The organism is Xenorhabdus ishibashii (assembly GCF_002632755.1).
Classification (GTDB): Bacteria; Pseudomonadota; Gammaproteobacteria; order Enterobacterales; family Enterobacteriaceae; genus Xenorhabdus; species Xenorhabdus ishibashii.
The window spans coordinates 433,832-454,183 of the sequence record NZ_NJAK01000002.1 but is presented as its reverse complement, the minus strand read 5'-3'; the positions used below and the strand labels follow the sequence as shown (position 1 = coordinate 454,183).

The following is a 20,352-nucleotide window of genomic DNA, read 5'->3' as shown; positions in this document are numbered from 1 at the left end:
TTTTTTTTTGCCTAAAATGGTGTTGTAATATTTTGATTTTAAATAATTATTTTTTAGATAATTGGCTCCGACGGTCTGTGGGAGCCAAAATAAGGAAAGGATTCAGGAACGATTTCTCATGGCTTGGTCAAGAATATTGATAAATTCTTCCGTATCCTGCCAGCTAAGGCACGGATCGGTAATAGATTGGCCATATGTCAACGCTTCTCCCTTGATAACTTTTTGAGTTCCTTCGACTAAAAAGCTTTCAGCCATAACCCCCGCAATAGCTGTTGAGCCAGATCGGATCTGTTCACCAATATTTCTTGCTATATCCAATTGCCGATGATGAATTTTCTGGCAATTAGCGTGGCTGCAATCCACAATCAAACGTTCAGGTAAGTGAAATTCACGTAATTTGTGGCAGGTTGCTGCAATATCTTCAGCACTGTAATTCGGTTTTTTCCCACCACGCATAATAATATGTCCATAGGGATTCCCACTGGTTTGATAAATAGTCATCTGTCCATTTTTATCTGGGGACAAAAACATATGTTTGGCTCGTGTCGCACGTATTGCATCAATAGCGATAAGTGTATTGCCATCCGTCCCGTTTTTAAACCCCACTGGACATGACAAGGCAGAAGCCATTTCTCGGTGAATCTGACTCTCTGTTGTTCTGGCGCCAATCGCTCCCCAACTAATTAAATCAGCAATATATTGACCAGTGACCATATCCAAAAATTCTGTGGCAGTCGGGATGCCTAATTCATTGATGTCAATTAAGAGCTTACGGGCAAGGGAGATCCCTTTATTAACCTGACAAGAACCGTCTAACATGGGGTCTGAAATTAAGCCTTTCCAGCCAACAACGGTTCTCGGTTTCTCGAAATAGGTTCGCATCACGATTTCTAGGTTTTGCTGGTATTTTTTGCGTAGGGTGCGTAAGCGAGAGGCATAATCAAGGGCTGCATCAACATCATGAATGGAGCAGGGACCAATAATAACCAATAGACGTTGATCCTCGCCGGTTAGGATGGATTCAATACGTTTTCGTGACAATGTCACGCTTTGTAAGATCTTGTCTGATATAGGATATTGTTCTGTAAGCGTTTTAGGTGTGATCAGGCTATCAATGCGGTGGGTTCTTAACTCATCTGTTTTGTACATATACTTTCTTTCTCGGATTCTACTTCTTATTGAGATAAGGTCTGGAATGACTGGGAATTACAATAACTCAACCCCCAGTAAATTCAACAGACAATCATGATATTTGCGCGAGAAAGTGTCATGAATAAATATTGTTAAGCATGTTTTAAAATTAGAACATACGGCGTTTTAATCCCATGCTATCAATAATTTTTGTCGAAATTTCCTCGACAGAATAATTAGTGGTATTCAGGTAATTGATCTTATTTTTTCGGAATAAAGCCTCAACTTCAGTGATTTCGACCCGACATTGTCGTAATGAAGCATAACGACTATTTTCACGCCGCTCTTCACGAATAGCAGCAAGCCTTTCAGGGCTGATAGTCAGGCCAAACAATTTATGTTGAAAGGACTTTAAAGCGGCAGGTAACTGCAAATTATCCATATCATCTGCGGTAAAAGGATAGTTTGCAGCCTGAATACCAAATTGCATGGCAAGATAGAGGCTGGTTGGTGTTTTTCCACACCGAGATACGCCAAGAATAATAACTTGAGCCTGATCAAGGTTACGTAATGAAATACCATCATCATGGGCGAGAGTGTAATCAAGGGCAGCAATGCGTGCATCATATTGCCCCGAATTTTTTTTAGATAAACCGTGAGTTCGGTGTAATTCTGGTTTTGGTTCGAGGCCAATTTCTTGCTGTAATGGTGCAACGAGTGTTTGCACAATATCCTGACAAAATCCGTTGCTGCGGGTAATAATGCTTTTAATTTCATCCGAAATGATGGAATAAAAAACTAATGGCTTGATTTGAGTTTGCTGATATATCGCATTTATTTGTTCTCTGACTTCCTCTGCTCTGGTTTTGCTTGTCACGAAAGGTAAGGTATAGGAAGTAATAGCAATTGGAAATTGGGATAACACGGCATGGCCTAATACCTCAGCCGTGATTGCTGTTCCATCGGAAATAAAAAATACGCTGCGTTCCAGTATTTCATTTTCTATTGTTTGAGGGGAATGGATTTCTATCATTGTCTCTCTTCTTTTATCGTTATGCCCTTAGGATTTCTTCCAGATTATACCCGTAAAAAAATAATGTTGTTGGGTGGATCGATTCACCTTTCTATATCTGGCAAGACAATGTGCTAGGCTATTTCCCGCTGCGAAGTGCAGCTTTAATTTTCCGATTTGTACCTCCGAATGTAAAAAGGATAGTTTCTAATGTCCAATAGTGGCCTCACCTCAAGCAATGTGCTCTGGTATAACCAATTAGGCATGAATGATGTTAATCGGGTTGGCGGTAAGAACGCCTCACTTGGCGAGATGATTACCAATCTGGCTGAACTTGGCGTGTCTGTTCCTAATGGTTTTGCTACAACTGCACAGGCATTTAATGATTTTCTGGAACAAAGTGGTGTGAACCAGCGTATTTATCAATTGCTGGATGAAACCAATGTTGATGATGTCAATCAATTGGCTAAAGCTGGTGCGCAGATCCGTCAGTGGGTGATTGATACGCCATTTACAGCTCAGCTTGAAAAAGATATTCGTGATGCCTACTTGCAATTGTCTGAAGGCGAGCCTGATACCTCTTTCGCTGTGCGCTCTTCCGCCACAGCAGAAGATATGCCAGATGCTTCTTTTGCTGGACAGCAAGAAACTTTCTTGAATGTGCAAGGCATTGATGCAGTTATGGTGGCTATCAAACATGTTTTTGCATCACTTTTTAATGACCGTGCTATTTCCTACCGTGTCCATCAGGGTTATGACCACCGCGGTGTTGCACTTTCTGCCGGTATACAGCGCATGGTACGTTCTGATTTGGCTTCGTCTGGGGTGATGTTTACGATTGACACTGAATCAGGTTTTGATCAGGTTGTGTTCATTACATCAGCTTATGGTTTAGGGGAAATGGTTGTGCAGGGGGCGGTAAACCCTGATGAATTTTATGTCCATAAACCGACATTGAAAAACAATCGCCCTGCAATAGTGCGCCGTAATCTTGGTTCTAAAAAAATCCGCATGGTTTATGCAGATAGCAAAGAGCATGGGGAGCAAGTGCGTACAGAAGCAGTATCAGAGGAATTGCGCAATCGTTTCTCTTTGGTTGACAGTGAAGTGGAGGAGTTGGCCAGACAGGCTTTGCTGATTGAGAAACATTATGGTCGTCCGATGGATATCGAGTGGGCGAAAGATGGGCACAATGGCAAGTTATATATTGTTCAGGCTCGCCCTGAAACTGTCCGATCAAATCAGCAAGTAATGGAGCGTTACCAACTCAATGAGCAAGGCGATGTATTGATAGAAGGTCGAGCAATTGGGCATCGTATTGGTGTTGGGACTGTCAAGGTTATCCACAATCTTAGTGAGATGGATCGCATTCAAGTGGGGGATGTGCTGGTCACTGATATGACTGATCCGGATTGGGAACCGATCATGAAAAGGGCAGCCGCTATTGTCACTAATCGTGGTGGGCGTACCTGCCATGCTGCCATTATTGCTCGTGAACTGGGTATTCCTGCCGTTGTTGGTTGTGGTGATGCAACTGAACGTTTGCAAGAAGGCCAACAGGTAACGGTTTCTTGTTCAGAAGGTGATACGGGGTACGTTTATCAGAATAAATTAGACTTCAGTATTCAGAGTTCCCAAATTGATAAACTGCCGGAATTGGATGTGAAGATCATGATGAATGTGGGCAATCCTGATCGCGCATTTGATTTTGCCTGTTTACCAAATGAAGGAGTTGGCCTGGCTCGACTGGAGTTCATTATTAACCGAATGATTGGTGTACATCCTCGTGCTTTGCTTGAATACTCCAAACAATCTTTTGAGTTGCGAGAGCAAATTAAATCGTTGATGGTTGGCTATGATGATCCAATTGAATTTTATGTAGGGAAATTGACAGAAGGGATTGCAACGCTCGCGGCAGCATTTTGGCCTAAGCGTGTGATTGTTCGCTTATCAGATTTCAAATCCAATGAATATGCGAACTTAGTGGGTGGAGACAGGTATGAGCCACATGAAGAAAACCCAATGCTGGGTTTCCGTGGGGCAGGGCGTTACGTTTCTGATAGCTTCCGTCAATGTTTTGCTTTGGAATGTGAGGCGATCAAACGGGTACGCAATGTGATGGGATTAACTAATGTTGAAGTGATGATCCCGTTTGTTCGTACCGTTGCTCAGGCGGAAGCGGTGGTGGCGGAATTGGCATCTCAAGGTTTGAAGCGCGGTGAGAATGGCTTGAAAGTTATCATGATGTGTGAAATTCCATCGAATGCGTTGTTAGCAGATCAATTCCTTGAATATTTTGATGGCTTCTCAATTGGTTCAAATGATATGACGCAATTAGCTTTGGGATTAGATCGCGATTCTGGTGTCGTATCCGAATTATTTGATGAACGTAATGACGCGGTGAAACAATTGCTTTCCATGGCCATTCAAGCAGCTAAACGGCAGGGGAAATATGTTGGTATCTGTGGGCAAGGACCTTCGGATCATGAAGATTTTGCTCAGTGGCTAATGAAGGAAGGAATTGACAGTTTATCGTTGAATCCTGATACAGTCGTGAAAACGTGGATTGCTTTGGCTGAAAATAATTAACTGAAAATAACTGATATAATTTAATTCAAATATAAAAGCCTGTTAAGATACTTTCAGGCTTTTATATTCTATATCACATGATTTTTGAAATACAAAAAAAAAGCCTATCATGGGCTGACAGGCAAAGACTACACACAGCAATATATATACTTCGTTGAACCCAGCCTATGGCGTTATAGGCTGAGGTAGCAATACTCTGGAAAACATTTGTTTCGATGAAGTGAATACTAATTTAATAGGTGGGTTTATTCATTAAGAATCCTCTTAATAAATAGAGATTAGAAAAGAAACTTTGTAAAAATAACTTTTTTGCAACAACTTTCTTAGTAGATCTTATTTTTTTCGAAAAATAGTTTTGTATTTTGAGTAGAACTTGGGTGATACATTCATCAGTTTTATAATTGCGCGAAAATATTATTTTTTTCGCGCAATTATTTGCTTATTTAATGTGCTTTTTCTCGACGTGTTTTTTCATATCTGTCAATTTTTCTTCGGGTTTAGGAACTTCATTCATCCATGCCAATAGTAAGCTGTAAGAAACAGCCAGTACAACCGGCCCAATAAATAGTCCAATGACACCCAATGAAAGTATCCCACCTATGACACCAGTAAGAATTAATATCATAGGCAAATCGGCACCAAGACGGATCAGGAAAGGGCGCAGGACGCCATCCATTGTAGTTAATACCAGACTCCAGATAATTAAAATGGTTCCCCAGGTTGTTTCTCCCGTCCAATAAAGCCATGCGATAGATGGAACGAGAACAAGCAGAGGCCCAAGCTGGGCAACACAGCATACAAACATCAGTACTGTCAATATCATTGGATACGGAATGCCGGCAATTGCCAGTCCGATTCCGCCTGCAATGGCTTGAACCAACGCCGTTACAACCACGCCAAGAGCGACAGCCCGAATGGATTGGGCAGCCAGTAACACTACGGCATCACCTCGTTTATCTGCCAGCCGGATAGCAAAATGGCGGATACTCAGCATCACCTGATCACCTTTCCAATAAAGTAATACACTGAACATTACCATTAGCACCAGATGGAAAAGAAAACGTCCTGCATTAGCGGCTTGGGTAAAAAACCAGGTTGCGGCTTTACCGATGTAAGGGGGAATTTTGTTGAGAAGCATGTTACTGCCATCAGCAATCAAATCCTGCCATTTAAAATATAAATCCTCACCAATGACAGGTATCCGATTGAGCCACTCTAACTGTGGCAGTTGGAAAGAAGAAGGCGATTTTGCCCATTCAATCAATGGTGCGCTATTTTCTACTAAGCTGTTGACAAGTAATGCAATAGGGATAACAAATAATAAAACTAATAGTAACGTCATGATAGAAACCGCAATCCAGCGTTTTCCCCATAATCGTTGTTGTAATTTCTCCAATAATGGCCAGGTTGCGATAACCACCATTCCTGACCAAATAAATCCTAAAATAAAGGGACTTAAGACCCAAAAGCTGGTGGTAATGAGTAATAAAATGAAGAATAGAGCAAATAATAGTTTAGGTAGATCTGGGTGTGATTGTGATTTTTCCATGAAATCATTTCTCAGGTAATTAAAAAGATTGTTGGCAGTAACAATGGTCATTAAATATAACGTTATTTCACTAGTTGCTCAAAATCGAGAAATATTGTGATATGGTTGAAAGCCTGCCTGCTCAGAAACCAAAAATGGTCTGAGTTACGTTATCCAAGATAGTATACAGATAAAGCAATGTGGATATTTATTAGAATAAGGGGCAATTAGCCAATGATCCCACGTATATCACAAGCCCCCTGTGTCAGTGAACTGACACAGAACTATTTGACTGCACTGAAAGAAGCGGGCTTTACCGGAGATACCACCAGTAGCTATGCCGATAGGCTGACCATGGCGACAGATAACAGTATTTATCAATTGTTGCCACAAGCTGTTGTATTTCCTCGTTCCAGTGCTGATGTTGTATTACTGACAAGAATAGCAGAAGAGAAACGTTTTAAGGCTTTGACATTTACCCCACGCGGCGGGGGAACGGGCACAAATGGGCAATCACTTAACGATGGTATTGTGGTGGACATGTCCCGTTATATGAACCGCATTCTGGAAATCAACCCAGAGCAAGGGTGGGTAAGAGTCGAAGCCGGTGTTATCAAAGATCAACTTAATCAATATCTAAAACCTTTCGGTTATTTTTTCTCCCCAGAACTTTCAACCAGTAATCGTGCTACGTTGGGCGGTATGATTAATACAGATGCTTCCGGTCAGGGATCGCTGGTTTATGGCAAAACTTCGGATCATATACTGGGTATACGTGCTGTTTTATTGGGAGGGGAAATGTTAGATACCCGTCCCATGAACATAGCATTGGCGGAATCGATTGCGCAAGAAGAGAGCACTGTTGGTCGTGTTTATAAAACGGTACTCGAGCGTTGCCGTGAACAACGGCAATTAATTATTGAGAAATTCCCTAAACTCAACCGATTTCTGACGGGATACGATTTACGTCATGTATTCAGCGATGATATGCAGTCTTTTGATCTCACCCGTATTTTGACTGGTTCTGAAGGTACTCTGGCCTTCATTACCGAGGCGACACTGGATATCACGCCGTTACCTAAAGTCAGACGACTGGTAAATGTCAAATATAACTCCTTTGATTCTGCCTTACGTAATGCTCCCTTTATGGTAGAAGCTAAAGCGCTCTCAGTTGAGACGGTAGATTCTAAGGTACTCAATCTGGCGCGTGAAGATATCATCTGGCATTCAGTGAAAGAACTGATTACTGATGTGCCTGATAAGGATATGCAAGGCCTGAATATTGTCGAATTCAGTGGTAATGATGAACAAAAAATTGATCAGCAGTTGCAGGCGCTTTGCTTACGCCTTGATGAATTGATGGAAAAAAATCAGGCAGGCATTATTGGCTATCAGATGTGCCATGATTTAGCGGATATTGAGCGCATTTATGCCATGCGGAAAAAATCCGTCGGGTTATTAGGTAACAGTAAAGGGCCGGCTAAACCCATTCCGTTTGTCGAAGATACCTGTGTTCCTCCTCAACATCTTGCCGATTATATCGCTGAATTTCGCCAGCTTTTGGATAATCACAAACTGAATTACGGTATGTTTGGACATGTAGATGCAGGTGTTTTGCACGTGCGTCCTGCGTTGGATATGTGTGATCCTCAACAGGAAATCTTGATGAAACAGATTTCTGATGAAGTTGTTCACTTGACGGCCAAATATGGCGGTTTGTTATGGGGAGAACATGGAAAGGGTTTTCGGGCAGAATATAGCCCTGCCTTTTTTGGTGAGGTTTTGTATAGCGAACTGCGCCGAATAAAAGCGGCGTTTGATCCTCTTAATCGACTCAATCCGGGGAAAATCTGCCCACCCATTGGAGTCGATGCCCCAATGATGAAAGTTGATGCAGCTAAGCGTGGGACTTACGACCGTATCATTCCGGTCAATGTCAGGAATGCATTTCGTGGAGCAATGGAATGTAATGGTAATGGGTTATGCTTCAATTTCGACGTCAAAAGCCCAATGTGTCCGTCAATGAAAATCAGCCAGCATCGCATACATTCCCCCAAAGGCAGGGCGACCTTGGTGAGAGAGTGGTTGCGGCTTTTGACGGAGCAGGGAGTTGAACCCAAATTATTGGAGCAAGGGTTGGATCAGGCACGACCCAGCTTGCGGGGATTGATTGAAAAGACGCGTCATAGTTGGCAGGCATGGCGAGGTGAATATGATTTCTCACATGAAGTTAAAGAGGCGATGTCAGGTTGTTTGGCCTGCAAGGCTTGTTCAACACAATGTCCGATCAAGATAGATGTCCCTTCATTTCGTTCCCGTTTCTTAGCGTTGTATCACAGCCGTTATTTGCGTCCATTGCGTGATCATATTGTTGCTAATGTTGAACACAGTACGCCATTAATGGCAAAGGCACCGCGAGTATTTAATTTTTTCCTGAAACAACCTTGGGTACAAAAAATCAGCCAGCATACCATTGGTATGGCGGATCTGCCGTTACTCTCCTATCCGACATTACAGCAGCAACTTGCTGGTCATTATGCTGCAAGGACGACGCTGGAACAGTTGGAAGGCTTATCATCACTACAGCGTGACCAACATGTGCTTATTGTCCAAGACCCTTTTACAAGTTATTACGATGCGAAAGTGGTCACTGATTTTGTATTGCTGGTAGAAAAGCTGGGGTATAAACCGGTCTTATTGCCATTTTCACCTAATGGAAAAGCACAGCATGTCAAAGGGTTCTTGAAGCGATTTGCCAAAACCGCGGGAAAAACGGCTGACTTCCTTAATCGTATTGCGCGTCTGAATATTCCTATGGTAGGTGTCGATCCTGCTTTAGTTCTGTGTTACCGAGATGAATATGACGCTATTCTCGGTCAACGGAGAGGAAATTTTAAGGTTCAGTTAGTACATGAATGGTTAACCAGTATTCTGCCGGAAACAATGTCACAAGCGAAAAACGATAACTCAATATCCAGACATAACTGGTATCTGCTCGGACACTGTACCGAAGTGACAGCATTGCCTAATAGCGGTAAAGAGTGGTCTGATATCTTCTGCCATTTTGGTCATCAATTGAATCATGTCAGTGTCGGATGTTGTGGTATGGCGGGTACATATGGTCATGAAAAGAAAAATCTGGAGAGATCCATTGGCATCTACAAACTTTCATGGGCTCCGGCACTGAAAAATCTATCCTTAGAACATTGCCTGAGTACAGGGTATTCGTGTCGCAGCCAGGTGAAGCGCATAGAAGGAAAATTACTTAAACATCCATTACAAGCCTTATTGGAGATAATGCCGTGATTTGGAAACGTAATATAGATGTAAACACACTTAATCAATTTAATGGTGAGTGTATGGTAAAACATGTAGGGATCGAATTTACCCAGCTTGGCGATGATTTTATCGAAGGAATAATGCCAGTTGATCAACGAACTAAACAGCCATTCGGGATCTTGCATGGCGGAGCATCTGTAGTACTGGCGGAAACACTCGGTTCGATTGCAGGTTATCTCTGTTCGGAAGGAGAACAGAAAGTGGTGGGAGTAGAAATTAATGCTAACCACCTTAAATCTGTTCGTGAAGGTGTGGTTAAAGGGGTTTGTAAACCTGTCCATCTTGGCCGTTCACATCAGGTCTGGCAGATTGATATCTACAATGATCAGCAACAATTATGTTGCACATCTCGCCTGACAACAGCAATTTTATCTTAGCTGTTTTGTTTTTTTATTCCTGTCAGTATTTCACTGGCAGGAACAGCCGAATATATACACCTCTCTTTAATAACTACGAATGAGATAGAATAGTTTTGCAAAATAGGCTATTAATTAACCACAAACATTCAATGTCATTTTCAGGAAGCACGTATGAAGCGATCTTTAACTGTTATCGGCATGTTCTTGATTGGCATGTTGTCGTTAAGCGGATTGACTAATATCGCCCATGCTATCGAGTATCCATTGCCTCCTGCTAATAGCCGTCTGATTGGCGAAAACTCTACCTATACTGTGCCCGATGACGGGCAGCCGTTAGAATACATTGCAGCCAAATACCAAATAGGATTACTGGCGATGTTGGAAGCAAATCCTGGTGTTGATCCCTATTTGCCTAAACCTGGCACTGAGTTAATTATTCCATCACAGATGTTGCTTCCAGACACTCCTCGTCAAGGGATTATTATCAATCTGGCCGAACTCCGGCTCTATTATTTCCCTGAGGGAAATAATTATGTTGTTGTGTACCCTATTGGAATAGGTCAACTTGGGCGTAACACGCCGACTATGACAACGTCAGTCAGCCAATTGATTAAAAACCCGACATGGACACCAACCGTTAATATTCGCAAGGATTATGCTAGTCGGGGAATTATTTTGCCTGCCGTAATACCCGCAGGTCCAGATAATCCAATGGGGGATTTTGCCTTACGTTTAGCCGCCGGGCGTGGCGAATATCTGATCCATGGCACAAATGCGAATTTTGGCATTGGTATGCGTGTCAGTTCAGGATGTATCCGTTTGCGGCCTGATGATATCGAAGCTCTGTTTCAGACTGTTCCACGAGGGACGCGTGTCCAAGTCATTAATGAACCCGTGAAATATGCCATAGAGCCAGATGGTAAGCGCTATGTAGAAGTTCATCAGCCGCTTTCTAATAAAGAGACCGATGATCCACAAACAATGCCTATCCCACGCCCTGAAGGCTTAGTAAAGTTCATTAATAATCGTGAGACAGATGAATTCCTTGTTGAACAAGCTATTATTCGTCGTTCAGGAATGCCAGTACAGGTGAATAATGGCCAGGCGGAAAAGGTGATTTTAGATCCAATTGAAGATACGGAAGATACGGTTATCCGGGGAATTAAACCTGCCAAAATACCGCGGTTACATCAACCAGAGCCGATTTACCAACCAGAAACTTAAGAAATAGGAATGGCGTACGATGGTACGCCATTTTTTATGAACAATTTCTACCTACTATAAAGATTATTTCTTGTATGAACGAACTTGGTTATCAAGGCGCTGATTCGCGCGAGAAGCTTCATCTCTGGCTGATTGTACATCAGAACGAATAGAACTGAGATCACTGCTCAACTGGTCAACTTTAGAGCCGAGAGTTTGAACCTGAGAGGCGAGTTGTTCAACTTTAGTTGCGCTTGAGCAACCCGCTAACAGAGTAGAAGCCAGAATTACTGCACCAAATACAACTTTAGTACGATTCATCACATTACCCTCTAGATTAAGTTAATCTCCAAGTAGCCATCTAAGTATTACACAAACTATTTTAGAAAGAGAATAAATTTTTGCTACGAAAAAAAATTCTACTGTTCTTTATCTCAAAATAAGCTAATAATTTGGGAATATCAACATAAGAAGGCAAGCCGAAAAGGTAATTTAATCAAAATAAATAACACTAAAATTTATTTGTTTAATTATATTAATGGTAAAGGATTAATTAAATTAATATTGTTAAATTAACGTGATTTATTGTTATATAAAAGATCCATTACGCTAAGTATAAGTGAGCGAAAATAGTAAAGTATTCTTGTACTAAGCAATATCTAGAATAAGATAGAACAAATTATTTTCAGTTAGCCAGGCCATAAAATACATCATTGATGATGACATCATAAAAGCATAAAAAGCCCAAATCTGCATAACGCCAATATGGGCTTCTTGATGATGCTCAGTACTGCTTAAATTCAGGCAGCCTGTTTTGTTTATGGCTTATTGCATCTTAAAGCACATGGACAGAGGAAGTGTTTGTGGTGCCACTTGGTACTAATGCACCGGATACCATGACAACGATATCTCCTTTGTGTGCCATACCACTTGCTAATGCCGCTTCTTTACCAATACGGTAAAAATCGTCGGTAGAAGCGATTTCTTTGACAACCTGAGTGGAAACACCTTTGATCAACAGCAATTGGCGAGCAGTGATTTCATTAGTTGTCAACGCAAGGATTGGCGCATTAGGGAAATATTTGCGGATAGATCTTGCAGACTTACCACCATATGTTGCCACAACAATTAGTGGTGCTTCCAATTTCTCTGCAATTTCAACCGCACCACGGCACACGGCTTCGGTAACGCGCAGTTTCTGAGTCCTGGTATGTTCAATTTTGCTGCCCATAACGCGATCTGTACGTTCACAGATTGTTGCCATGATAGAGACGGCTTCAACAGGATATTTTCCTTTCGCACTTTCACCAGAAAGCATTACTGCATCTGTGCCATCTAAAATAGCGTTAGCAACATCGCCGGCTTCAGCACGGGTAGGGCGTGGGTTTTTGATCATGGAATCCAGCATTTGGGTTGCAGTGATAACAACCTTACGAGCTGCATTACATTTTTCAATCATCATTTTTTGCGCGAAGATAACTTCTTCTACCGGAATTTCAACCCCCAGATCGCCACGGGCAACCATGATACCGTCAGACGCTTCGAGAATTTCATCGAAGTTATTCAGGCCTTCCTGATTTTCGATTTTAGAAATGATTTGGATGTGTTCGCCGCCATGCGCTTTCAGATGTTCACGGATTTCCAGTACATCGGAACGCTTACGGATAAAAGACGCCGCAACGAAATCTACATTTTGCTCACAACCGAAAATCAAATCCTGTTTATCTTTTTCTGCTAGTGCAGGCAGGTTGATGGAAACATTTGGCAGGTTAACGCCTTTGTTTTCACCTAAGTCACCGCTGTTCAATACTTCACAGATAACTTCGGTTGCGGTAGTTTCTTTAACTGTCATGGCAATCAAACCATCATCAACCAATACGGTGTTTCCTGGTTTCAGATCTTCTGGCAGTCCGGCATAAGTCACAGCGACACGATCTCGATTGCCAATAACAGATTTATCTGTTGTAAAGGTGAAGGTTTGACCCGCAGTAAGGGAGACATCATTACCACCTTCCAGTTTTATGGTGCGGATTTCAGGACCCTTAGTATCCAGTAAAATTGCTGCTTTTTTGCCCGTTTTTGCGACAACCGCGCGAATATTTTTAATGCGTTGGCCATGCTCTTCGTAGTCACCGTGCGAAAAGTTCAGGCGCATCACATTCATACCCGCATTAAGTAATTCGGTCAATTTCTCTTCGGATTCTGTTTTTGGCCCGATAGTACAAACAATTTTGGTTTTTTTCATGACAATCTATCTACTGATTAAATGGATTAAAAGAGTGAATCACTAGCCATTAACATGTATGCCTGCATCATCTGCTGTTTTTAGTTGCGCAACATAGTGAAATGGGTAGCAATGGAAAATGGATAGCAGTAAGCGTCAAATGGTTTTTCAGCGTGAGGTTAGGTATGTGTAGATATACGGATTTAGTTCGACTAATCATCTGTAATTTTTTCTGGATTCGGTAAATTAATTGGCTGAAACCATTCAACTTATGACATAAGCGTATTATAGAGACTAATTTCTGTGAAATGAATCAAAAAATAGCGCTTGAAAAGATTTCCATACAGAAAAAAGAAGATAGCCATAGTCCTGGGTTAAAGAAATCAGAGAGTTGTTGCGCAAAAAAATATGATTGAATTTTTATACAAGGATAGATTGAGTAACAATCCAGTTCATGAGCAGGTGAGATATCAGAATGGGAACACGGGAAAATAGTAAAAACAGTACAAGGAAAGCGTGATGTGATGAAGTAGATATGGTGCGTCCGAGTGGACTCGAACCACCGACCCCCACCATGTCAAGGTGGTGCTCTAACCAACTGAGCTACGGACGCACATTAATACTCTTTTTTTTCAGCCAAATATTTGGTGCGTCCGAGTGGACTCGAACCACCGACCCCCACCATGTCAAGGTGGTGCTCTAACCAACTGAGCTACGGACGCAATCTACATTTCTATGGCTGACAACGGGGACGAATATTAACGGGCACTGAGCTTTCTGGCAAGGGGAAAAATGCAAATTCTTGTTCAACTGCTCGCATTTACATCTTTTAGCATGAATTCGCAGCTTTTTCCCCTTTATTGGTAAATCAGGAGACTGAAATGTGCTGAATTAACGAGTAGAACGTTTCAGAACATAATGGGCTGGTTGTTTTTGTGTCCACAGAATACGGTAACCCATCATAAATGCTGATGCAGTTAAACCGATAATGAACCCAATCCAGAAACCCTGTGGCCCCATCGGCTTAGTTACATAATCCGTCAATGCCAGAATATAGCCACTGGGCAGCCCTAAGATCCAATAAGAAATAAAAGTGATAAAGAAAATAGAACGTGTATCTTTGTACCCGCGTAATACCCCAGATCCAATGACCTGAACCGCATCGGAAAGCTGATAAATAGCAGCAAACAGCATTAAGTGAGAGGCAAGAAGAACGACCTCAGGATTATCGTTGTACATAAATGCAATGTGTTCACTAAACAGTACCGTGAAGGTCGCTGTCACGCAGGCAATAATTAACCCAACAATAATACTCGTGTATGCGGATATTTTAGCACCTTCTGTCGATTGTTGTCCCAGATTGTAGCCAACGCGGATGGTGGCCGCTATTCCCAATGACAACGGGAACATAAACATCATGGAACTGAAATTGAGCGATATCTGGTGTCCGGCAACGGCTACGACACCAAGTGGAGAAACCAGCAACGAAACGACAGCAAACAGAGTAACCTCAAAGAACATCGCTAAAGCGATAGGCAGGCCAAGCAATGTAATACGTTTTTGCGTATGCCATTCAGGACCCGCAAATTTGGTAAATGTTTGGATATCTTTTTGGGAAGGAGAGTGCTTCACATAGACAAGCAATAACAAGAACATAACCCAGTAAACGGTTGCCGTTGCAACACCACAACCTACACCACCCAATGCCGGTGCACCAAATTTACCGTAAATAAAAATATAGTTAACAGGAATATTGACCAGTAGTCCGGCAAGGCCAATGACCATTGCTGGTTTGGTTTTCGATAACCCTTCACATTGACCACGCAAGACTTGATAAAATAAATAACCTGGTGCTCCCCACATGATAGCATGGATAAATTCCGTGGCTTTCTGTGCCAATACAGGATCGATATTATGTTGTGCTTCTATAATAAATCGGCTGTTATACAGTATTGCGATGGTCAAAATAGAGAGGAAGGTTGCAAGCCAAAACCCTTGCTGGATTTGGCCAGCAACATTTTTTCTCTGGCCAGAGCCATTCATGTGTGCCACGATTGGTGTCAAGGCGAATAATAAACCTTGGCTAAATAGAATGACTGGCAGCCAGATTGATGTACCAACAGCAACCGCTGACATTTCAATAGCACCAGCTTTACCAGCCATGACGGTATCAACGAAACCCATCGCAGTTTGTGAAAACTGTGCGATGACAACAGGGATCCCTAAAGCGAGCAAACTACGCGCTTCATTTAAATATTTCTGCACGTACTACACCTTTTTTGATTGAAAATTAACAAGAAAAACAAGAGATATTTTGCGAGCAAACGATGTTAATAGAAAATATATCGCTTATAAGCTGCCACATTGTATAGGACTCATTTTATTAATCCAATCATTGCACGATGTTTATATTCAATATGATTGAAGCAATACTTAACTGAAACTAAACTCAATCCAAATAAATGTGTTAAATAAAATGATACTTAAACAGTATAGTGCTTAAAAGTGGTGAGTGGGTTAAACTAATCCGCCAAGTAAAATTATTAAGGAGGTCCCATGTTTACAGGTATCGTTCAGGAAAAAGCACCGATAGTTGCCATTGATGAAAAGATGCATTTTCGGACTCATATTGTTAAATTTCCGGCTGAATTATTACCCGGAATTGAAACGGGCGCTTCTGTTTCCCACAACGGTTGTTGCCTGACTGTAACTAAGATCGATGGTGATTTAGTCAGTTTTGATTTAATGAAAGAAACATTGCGCCTGACCAACCTTGGTGAACTCAGGGTGGGTGATTTAGTCAATCTGGAAAGAGCAGCTAAATTTGGTGATGAAATTGGCGGGCATTTGATGTCCGGGCATATTATTGCAACAGCCGAAATTGCCAAGATCTTCATTTCTGAAAATAACCATGAAATATGGTTTCGAATTCATGATAAACAGTTAATGAAATATATTCTGCATAAAGGATTTGTTGGCATTGATGGAATTAGCCTAACAGTCGGAGATGTGGTCAATAATCGTTTTTGTGTTCATTTAATTCCAGAAACATTAGAGCGCACAACTCTGGGTAAAAAACGTCTGGGTGAAAAGGTTAATATTGAAATTGATCCACAAACTCAAGCGATTGTAGATACCGTTGAACGGATTATGGCTCAGAAAACACAAGAAAAATTATTGTCACAGATTGAAAAATAATAAAGAAATATTTCTATATTCGATGGTGTGGGAAAGCTACAGAAATACCATTTCTGTAGCTTTGGGAAATTTCGTTATGGGGAGCTATCTAGGTACTCTTAATCCCTTTTCGATACCTTGTGAACTGAATACTATCTGCCATAACTGTATATCTCTTGCACGGAATGCGCCTGCGCAGGCGTTCAAATAATAACTGAACATCCGTTTGAAGCGTGGGCTGTAATTATGCTCTATTTCATGCCAACTGGCGGTAAACCGCTCATACCACGCCATTAGTGTCCGGTCATAATCAGCCCCAAAGTTGTGCCAATCTTCCATGACAAACTTTCCCGCAGTTGCTTTGGCAATTTTGGCGATCGAGGGTAAGCAGCCGTTAGGGAAAATATATTTGCTGATCCATGCATCTGAACCTGATTTATCAATATTGGAGCCAATGGTATGGAGAAGGAACAGACCGTCTGATTTCAAATTCTTTTTTACTATATTAAAATAATTGTCATAATTTTTAGGGCCAACGTGCTCAAACATGCCGACGGATACAACGCGATCAAACTGAAGGTTAAGGTTTCGGTAATCTTCAAGGATAATTTTTACATTTAAATCTTTACAGTGTTCCTGTGCGTATTTCTGTTGCTCGGCTGAAATCGTCACTCCTGTGACTGATACACCGTAATTTTCTGCCGCATAGGCAGCCAGACCTCCCCATCCACAACCGATATCCAATAAAGTCATGCCTGGAGACAATTGTAGCTTTTCACAAATCAGGCGCAGCTTATGGGATTGTGCTTCTTCCAGTGTATTGGCATCTTTCCAATAACCGCAAGAATATTGCATGTGAGGATCAAGCATGCGAATGAAAAGGTCATTACCTAAATTATAATGTTCCTCACCTACAATCCAGGCACGCTTGGGAGATTGTAGATTAAATATACGAGAGATAATTATCTTGAAGATATCTTTGGCATTTTTAGGGATACGATGTTCTAAATCTGCCCGTAATACTTTGTGAAAGAAAATATCAAGGCGATCACATTCCCACCAGCCATCCATATAACTTTCACCCAGACCCAAAGAACCTTCTTTCAATACACGCTTATAGAAGTCAGGATTTTTAATACGTATGTCGAAAGGGCGTTTGCCATTGATATCAATATCAGTTTCCTGAAGCAATTCATGGGCGATCCTATGCCAAGGATCAGTGATTGTTTTCTTACCTTCAACAAAAGATGAACTCATATACTCTCCAACATTTGTGTGATGGAATTTTGAGGTGTCACTTTGTAGCTGATTTTTATTATATAAAACCTCGAAGGTTTATTGGAAAATAATATAGAAATTGCATTGAAAATGCACTTATTGCCTATTCATCCTGAAATTAAATAGAGCATCAATGCCCTGAGAGACCTCAAATTCCGAATTTTTAGAATAATGAATCCGTATGAGTATATGAGCGAAATGGTATTTAAACAATCATCTAAAGGTCACATAATGGCGTAACCTTTAGATAATAATGTTCTTACCTATTATTTTTTTGGAAGATTATTGCATTTATGCTTAGTGTTTTTCTTAATGCCTTGTTTTTGCAGCCAATAACCGACAGCCATTGGAACAACTGTAAGCGCCATTATTGTTGTCGTCGATAAAAGCGGGAATTCCATAAATAAAGAGACGATCATACTTGCGATAAAGCAGAGACCCAATTGCAGAGCGTTTTGTAATGCAGCCGCTTTACCACTATCCTGAGGATAAACAGACAGGGCATTTGCTACTGCAATTGGATATGATGCACCATTCATTGCTGCCATAACACAAAAAGGAATAAGAATGGCTATAAATGAAGGTTCACTTAATAGGGAAATCAAATAAATTATGATCATGCTTACTGCATAACCCACTAACAGAAATGGGAATACCGTTTCACTTTTCATTTTTTCCAATAAGATACGGCAACCATACCCGCCAATCATAAATGCCAACGTTTGGGGAATATAACTTAGGCCAATATCGGTAGGATCATAACCCATATCTTTCAAAATTGTTGGTGAGCCTGTTAGCCAGGCAAAAAAACCTGCACTGCAAGACGCATAGATCAATACATTTCCGCTAAAAACTGGAGAAGTTAATAACGTAAAGAAAGAAATTGCTTTTTTATCAGCGTGGTTTTCGATATTAGTGCGCTTATTGTCCAGAAAAAATGTTGGTATTAACAGCAATATCGTTACGATCATTAAAACAAGGAAAATGATTTTCCAGCCACTATGCGTTAACAGCCATGCGCCTAACAAAGGGGCAAGGGCAGGGGAAAGGGCAACCAGAGGCATGATCATGGCAAAAACACGTTTGGTTCGTTCTGCATCATATCTATCAACGACTAAAGCCTGCCAGGTCACCGCAGCAGAACAAACCCCAACTGCTTGCATAAATCTTAATATCAATAACTGGATAGGACTTGTTATCCAAAGCATACCTAAACAACTAATGGAAAACAGGGACAGACCGATAATAAGAACGGGTTTTCTGCCTAAACGATCAGACAATTGACCCCATAAAAGTTGGGCAAAAGCAAATCCGGCAAGAAAAATGCTAAGGCTCGCACTGATAGCATTAGTTGATGTATCTAATTCTGCTTTCATTGCATCAAAAGCGGGCAGATACATATCGATGGCCAAATAGCCTAACATGCTTAAGCCCGCGAGATAAGACATAAATGGAATGGAGTTTTTATTTGTTGTCATTGTGTTAATAACTTGGTTTGGTAATGGATAAGGAAATATTGGGTTTATTTTATATAGCATGATTTTTACTTGTGAAACGGTAATATTTGCACCATGCTGTGAAAAAAATTGAAAGGAAGATATATGTGGTCTGAATACTCTCTGGAAGTCATTGATGCTGTTGCCAGAACAGGAAGTTTCAGTGCGGCTGCGTCAGAACTTCATCGTGTACCTTCTGCTGTCAGCTATACGGTAAAACAGCTTGAAGACTGGTTGGCTGTACCTTTATTTGAACGTCGTCATCGTGATGTTGATTTAACGGAAGCAGGGGCAATCTTTGTTAAAGAAGCGCGTTCTGTTATCAAAAAAATGAATCACACTCGGCACCAGTGCCAACAGGTTGCTAATGGCTGGCGGGGGCAATTTAGTATTGCGGTTGATCAGGTCGTGAAGCCAGAGCGAACGCTTCGGCTAATTTTGGATTTTTATCGCCATTTTCCAGATATTGAGTTACTTATCTATCCTGAAGTTTTCAATGGCGTATGGGATGCCCTGGTGGATGGACGAGTGGATGTCGCCATCGGAGCAACACGTGCTTCCCCTGTTGGTGAGCGATATAGCTTCAGGGATATGGGATTTATGCCTTGGCTGTGTGTAGCCAGCCCTGAACACGAACTGGCAGCCATATCGGAAAAATTGAATGATGACCAAATGCGGCCTTATCCCAGTTTATGTCTCGAAGACACTTCGCGTAGCTTACCTAAGCGTGATACATGGGCTTTGAATAATCAACGGAGATTGATTGTTCCTGATTGGGATGTTGGATTAAGTTGTTTGATGGATGGATTGTGTGTAGGCATGGTGCCCAAACACCGTGCGCTACCGCTGATCCGTAAAGGTAAGCTGATTACACTTGAACTTGAACAGCCCTTGCCTGACAGCCCATGTTGTTTGACATGGTCGCAAAAAAGCCACTCACCGGCATTAAGCTGGTTACTTGATTATCTGGGGGATAGCGAAACGCTTAATGCCGAATGGCTGCAAGAAAATTAACC

General features: G+C 41.5%; 14 protein-coding genes and 2 tRNA genes. 6 read left to right on the top strand and 10 right to left on the bottom strand.

Annotated elements, in window-relative coordinates:
* Nucleotides 1–102: 102 nt before the first annotated feature.
* Both Xish_RS17595 and ppsR read right to left on the bottom strand, forming a co-directional pair.
* Entirely contained in the window at nt 103–1,149 is a 1,047-nt protein-coding gene (locus tag Xish_RS17595) for a 3-deoxy-7-phosphoheptulonate synthase (RefSeq protein WP_099119115.1), read from the bottom strand.
* A 151-nt stretch (nt 1,150–1,300) separates the two neighbouring features.
* Complete coding sequence (ppsR, locus tag Xish_RS17590; RefSeq protein WP_099119114.1) at nt 1,301–2,164, bottom strand: posphoenolpyruvate synthetase regulatory kinase/phosphorylase PpsR; 864 nt, start codon at nt 2,162–2,164, stop codon at nt 1,301–1,303.
* A gap of 189 nt (nt 2,165–2,353) precedes the next feature.
* Here ppsR and ppsA point away from each other — a divergent pair, with 189 nt between their 5' ends.
* Nucleotides 2,354–4,732 carry a phosphoenolpyruvate synthase gene (gene ppsA / locus Xish_RS17585; RefSeq protein WP_099119113.1) on the top strand — a complete coding sequence of 793 codons (2,379 nt, stop codon included), beginning with the start codon at nt 2,354–2,356 and terminating at the stop codon, nt 4,730–4,732.
* A gap of 439 nt (nt 4,733–5,171) precedes the next feature.
* Here the strand turns inward: ppsA and ydiK are convergent, their stop codons facing one another.
* The gene (gene ydiK, locus Xish_RS17580) at nt 5,172–6,281 is read right to left on the bottom strand and encodes an AI-2E family transporter YdiK (RefSeq protein ID WP_099119141.1); all 1,110 of its coding nucleotides are present in this window, start codon (nt 6,279–6,281) and stop codon (nt 5,172–5,174) included.
* Between the two features lie 213 nt (nt 6,282–6,494).
* Between ydiK and ydiJ the strand changes: the two genes are divergently transcribed.
* The 3 genes from ydiJ to Xish_RS17565 all read left to right on the top strand — a co-directional run bounded on the left by ydiJ (nt 6,495) and on the right by Xish_RS17565 (nt 11,182).
* Nucleotides 6,495–9,566, top strand: a complete 3,072-nt coding sequence (ydiJ, locus tag Xish_RS17575; protein WP_099119112.1) for a D-2-hydroxyglutarate dehydrogenase YdiJ — start codon at nt 6,495–6,497, stop codon at nt 9,564–9,566.
* On the top strand, nt 9,563–9,976 hold the full coding sequence (locus tag Xish_RS17570; RefSeq protein WP_099119111.1) for a hotdog fold thioesterase: 414 nt from the start codon (nt 9,563–9,565) through the stop codon (nt 9,974–9,976). Before ydiJ ends, Xish_RS17570 begins: the two co-directional genes overlap by 4 nt.
* A gap of 153 nt (nt 9,977–10,129) precedes the next feature.
* Nucleotides 10,130–11,182, top strand: coding sequence for a L,D-transpeptidase family protein (locus Xish_RS17565; protein WP_099119110.1), 1,053 nt, complete (start codon nt 10,130–10,132; stop codon nt 11,180–11,182).
* 63 nt (nt 11,183–11,245) lie between these two features.
* Here the strand turns inward: Xish_RS17565 and Xish_RS17560 are convergent, their stop codons facing one another.
* From Xish_RS17560 to Xish_RS17540, 5 genes are all read right to left on the bottom strand, one after another.
* Nucleotides 11,246–11,482: a major outer membrane lipoprotein gene (locus Xish_RS17560; RefSeq protein ID WP_099119109.1), complete on the bottom strand. Its 237-nt coding sequence runs from the start codon at nt 11,480–11,482 to the stop codon at nt 11,246–11,248.
* A 514-nt stretch (nt 11,483–11,996) separates the two neighbouring features.
* On the bottom strand, nt 11,997–13,406 hold the full coding sequence (gene pykF, locus Xish_RS17555) for a pyruvate kinase PykF (protein ID WP_099119108.1): 1,410 nt from the start codon (nt 13,404–13,406) through the stop codon (nt 11,997–11,999).
* Between the two features lie 515 nt (nt 13,407–13,921).
* Nucleotides 13,922–13,998 (bottom strand) — tRNA-Val (locus Xish_RS17550).
* A 32-nt stretch (nt 13,999–14,030) separates the two neighbouring features.
* Nucleotides 14,031–14,107, bottom strand: a tRNA-Val gene (locus tag Xish_RS17545).
* 169 nt (nt 14,108–14,276) lie between these two features.
* On the bottom strand, nt 14,277–15,650 hold the full coding sequence (locus Xish_RS17540) for an MATE family efflux transporter (RefSeq protein WP_099119107.1): 1,374 nt from the start codon (nt 15,648–15,650) through the stop codon (nt 14,277–14,279).
* 291 nt (nt 15,651–15,941) lie between these two features.
* Here Xish_RS17540 and Xish_RS17535 point away from each other — a divergent pair, with 291 nt between their 5' ends.
* Nucleotides 15,942–16,583, top strand: coding sequence for a riboflavin synthase subunit alpha (locus Xish_RS17535; protein ID WP_099119106.1), 642 nt, complete (start codon nt 15,942–15,944; stop codon nt 16,581–16,583).
* A gap of 84 nt (nt 16,584–16,667) precedes the next feature.
* On the opposite strand, the gene cfa is transcribed toward Xish_RS17535, so the two are convergent.
* On the bottom strand, nt 16,668–17,819 hold the full coding sequence (cfa, locus tag Xish_RS17530; protein ID WP_099119105.1) for a cyclopropane fatty acyl phospholipid synthase: 1,152 nt from the start codon (nt 17,817–17,819) through the stop codon (nt 16,668–16,670).
* Between the two features lie 287 nt (nt 17,820–18,106).
* The gene (gene punC / locus Xish_RS17525) at nt 18,107–19,318 is read right to left on the bottom strand and encodes a purine nucleoside transporter PunC (RefSeq protein WP_099119140.1); all 1,212 of its coding nucleotides are present in this window, start codon (nt 19,316–19,318) and stop codon (nt 18,107–18,109) included.
* A 123-nt stretch (nt 19,319–19,441) separates the two neighbouring features.
* Between punC and punR the strand changes: the two genes are divergently transcribed.
* On the top strand, nt 19,442–20,350 hold the full coding sequence (gene punR / locus Xish_RS17520; protein ID WP_099119104.1) for a DNA-binding transcriptional activator PunR: 909 nt from the start codon (nt 19,442–19,444) through the stop codon (nt 20,348–20,350).
* Nucleotides 20,351–20,352: the final 2 nt, after the last annotated feature.

Excerpts from the sequence above, each read along its gene's own strand:
- ydiK (WP_099119141.1), bottom strand. The coding sequence starts at position 6,281 with ATGGAAAAATCACAATCACACCCAGATCTACCTAAACTATTATTTGCT.
- pykF (WP_099119108.1), bottom strand. The coding sequence starts at position 13,406 with ATGAAAAAAACCAAAATTGTTTGTACTATCGGGCCAAAAACAGAATCC.
- Xish_RS17535 (WP_099119106.1), top strand. The coding sequence starts at position 15,942 with ATGTTTACAGGTATCGTTCAGGAAAAAGCACCGATAGTTGCCATTGAT.
- Xish_RS17560 (WP_099119109.1), bottom strand. The coding sequence starts at position 11,482 with ATGAATCGTACTAAAGTTGTATTTGGTGCAGTAATTCTGGCTTCTACT.
- cfa (WP_099119105.1), bottom strand. The coding sequence starts at position 17,819 with ATGAGTTCATCTTTTGTTGAAGGTAAGAAAACAATCACTGATCCTTGG.
- ppsR (WP_099119114.1), bottom strand. The coding sequence starts at position 2,164 with ATGATAGAAATCCATTCCCCTCAAACAATAGAAAATGAAATACTGGAA.
- punR (WP_099119104.1), top strand. The coding sequence starts at position 19,442 with ATGTGGTCTGAATACTCTCTGGAAGTCATTGATGCTGTTGCCAGAACA.
- punC (WP_099119140.1), bottom strand. The coding sequence starts at position 19,318 with ATGACAACAAATAAAAACTCCATTCCATTTATGTCTTATCTCGCGGGC.
- Xish_RS17595 (WP_099119115.1), bottom strand. The coding sequence starts at position 1,149 with ATGTACAAAACAGATGAGTTAAGAACCCACCGCATTGATAGCCTGATC.
- Xish_RS17565 (WP_099119110.1), top strand. The coding sequence starts at position 10,130 with ATGAAGCGATCTTTAACTGTTATCGGCATGTTCTTGATTGGCATGTTG.
- ydiJ (WP_099119112.1), top strand. The coding sequence starts at position 6,495 with ATGATCCCACGTATATCACAAGCCCCCTGTGTCAGTGAACTGACACAG.
- ppsA (WP_099119113.1), top strand. The coding sequence starts at position 2,354 with ATGTCCAATAGTGGCCTCACCTCAAGCAATGTGCTCTGGTATAACCAA.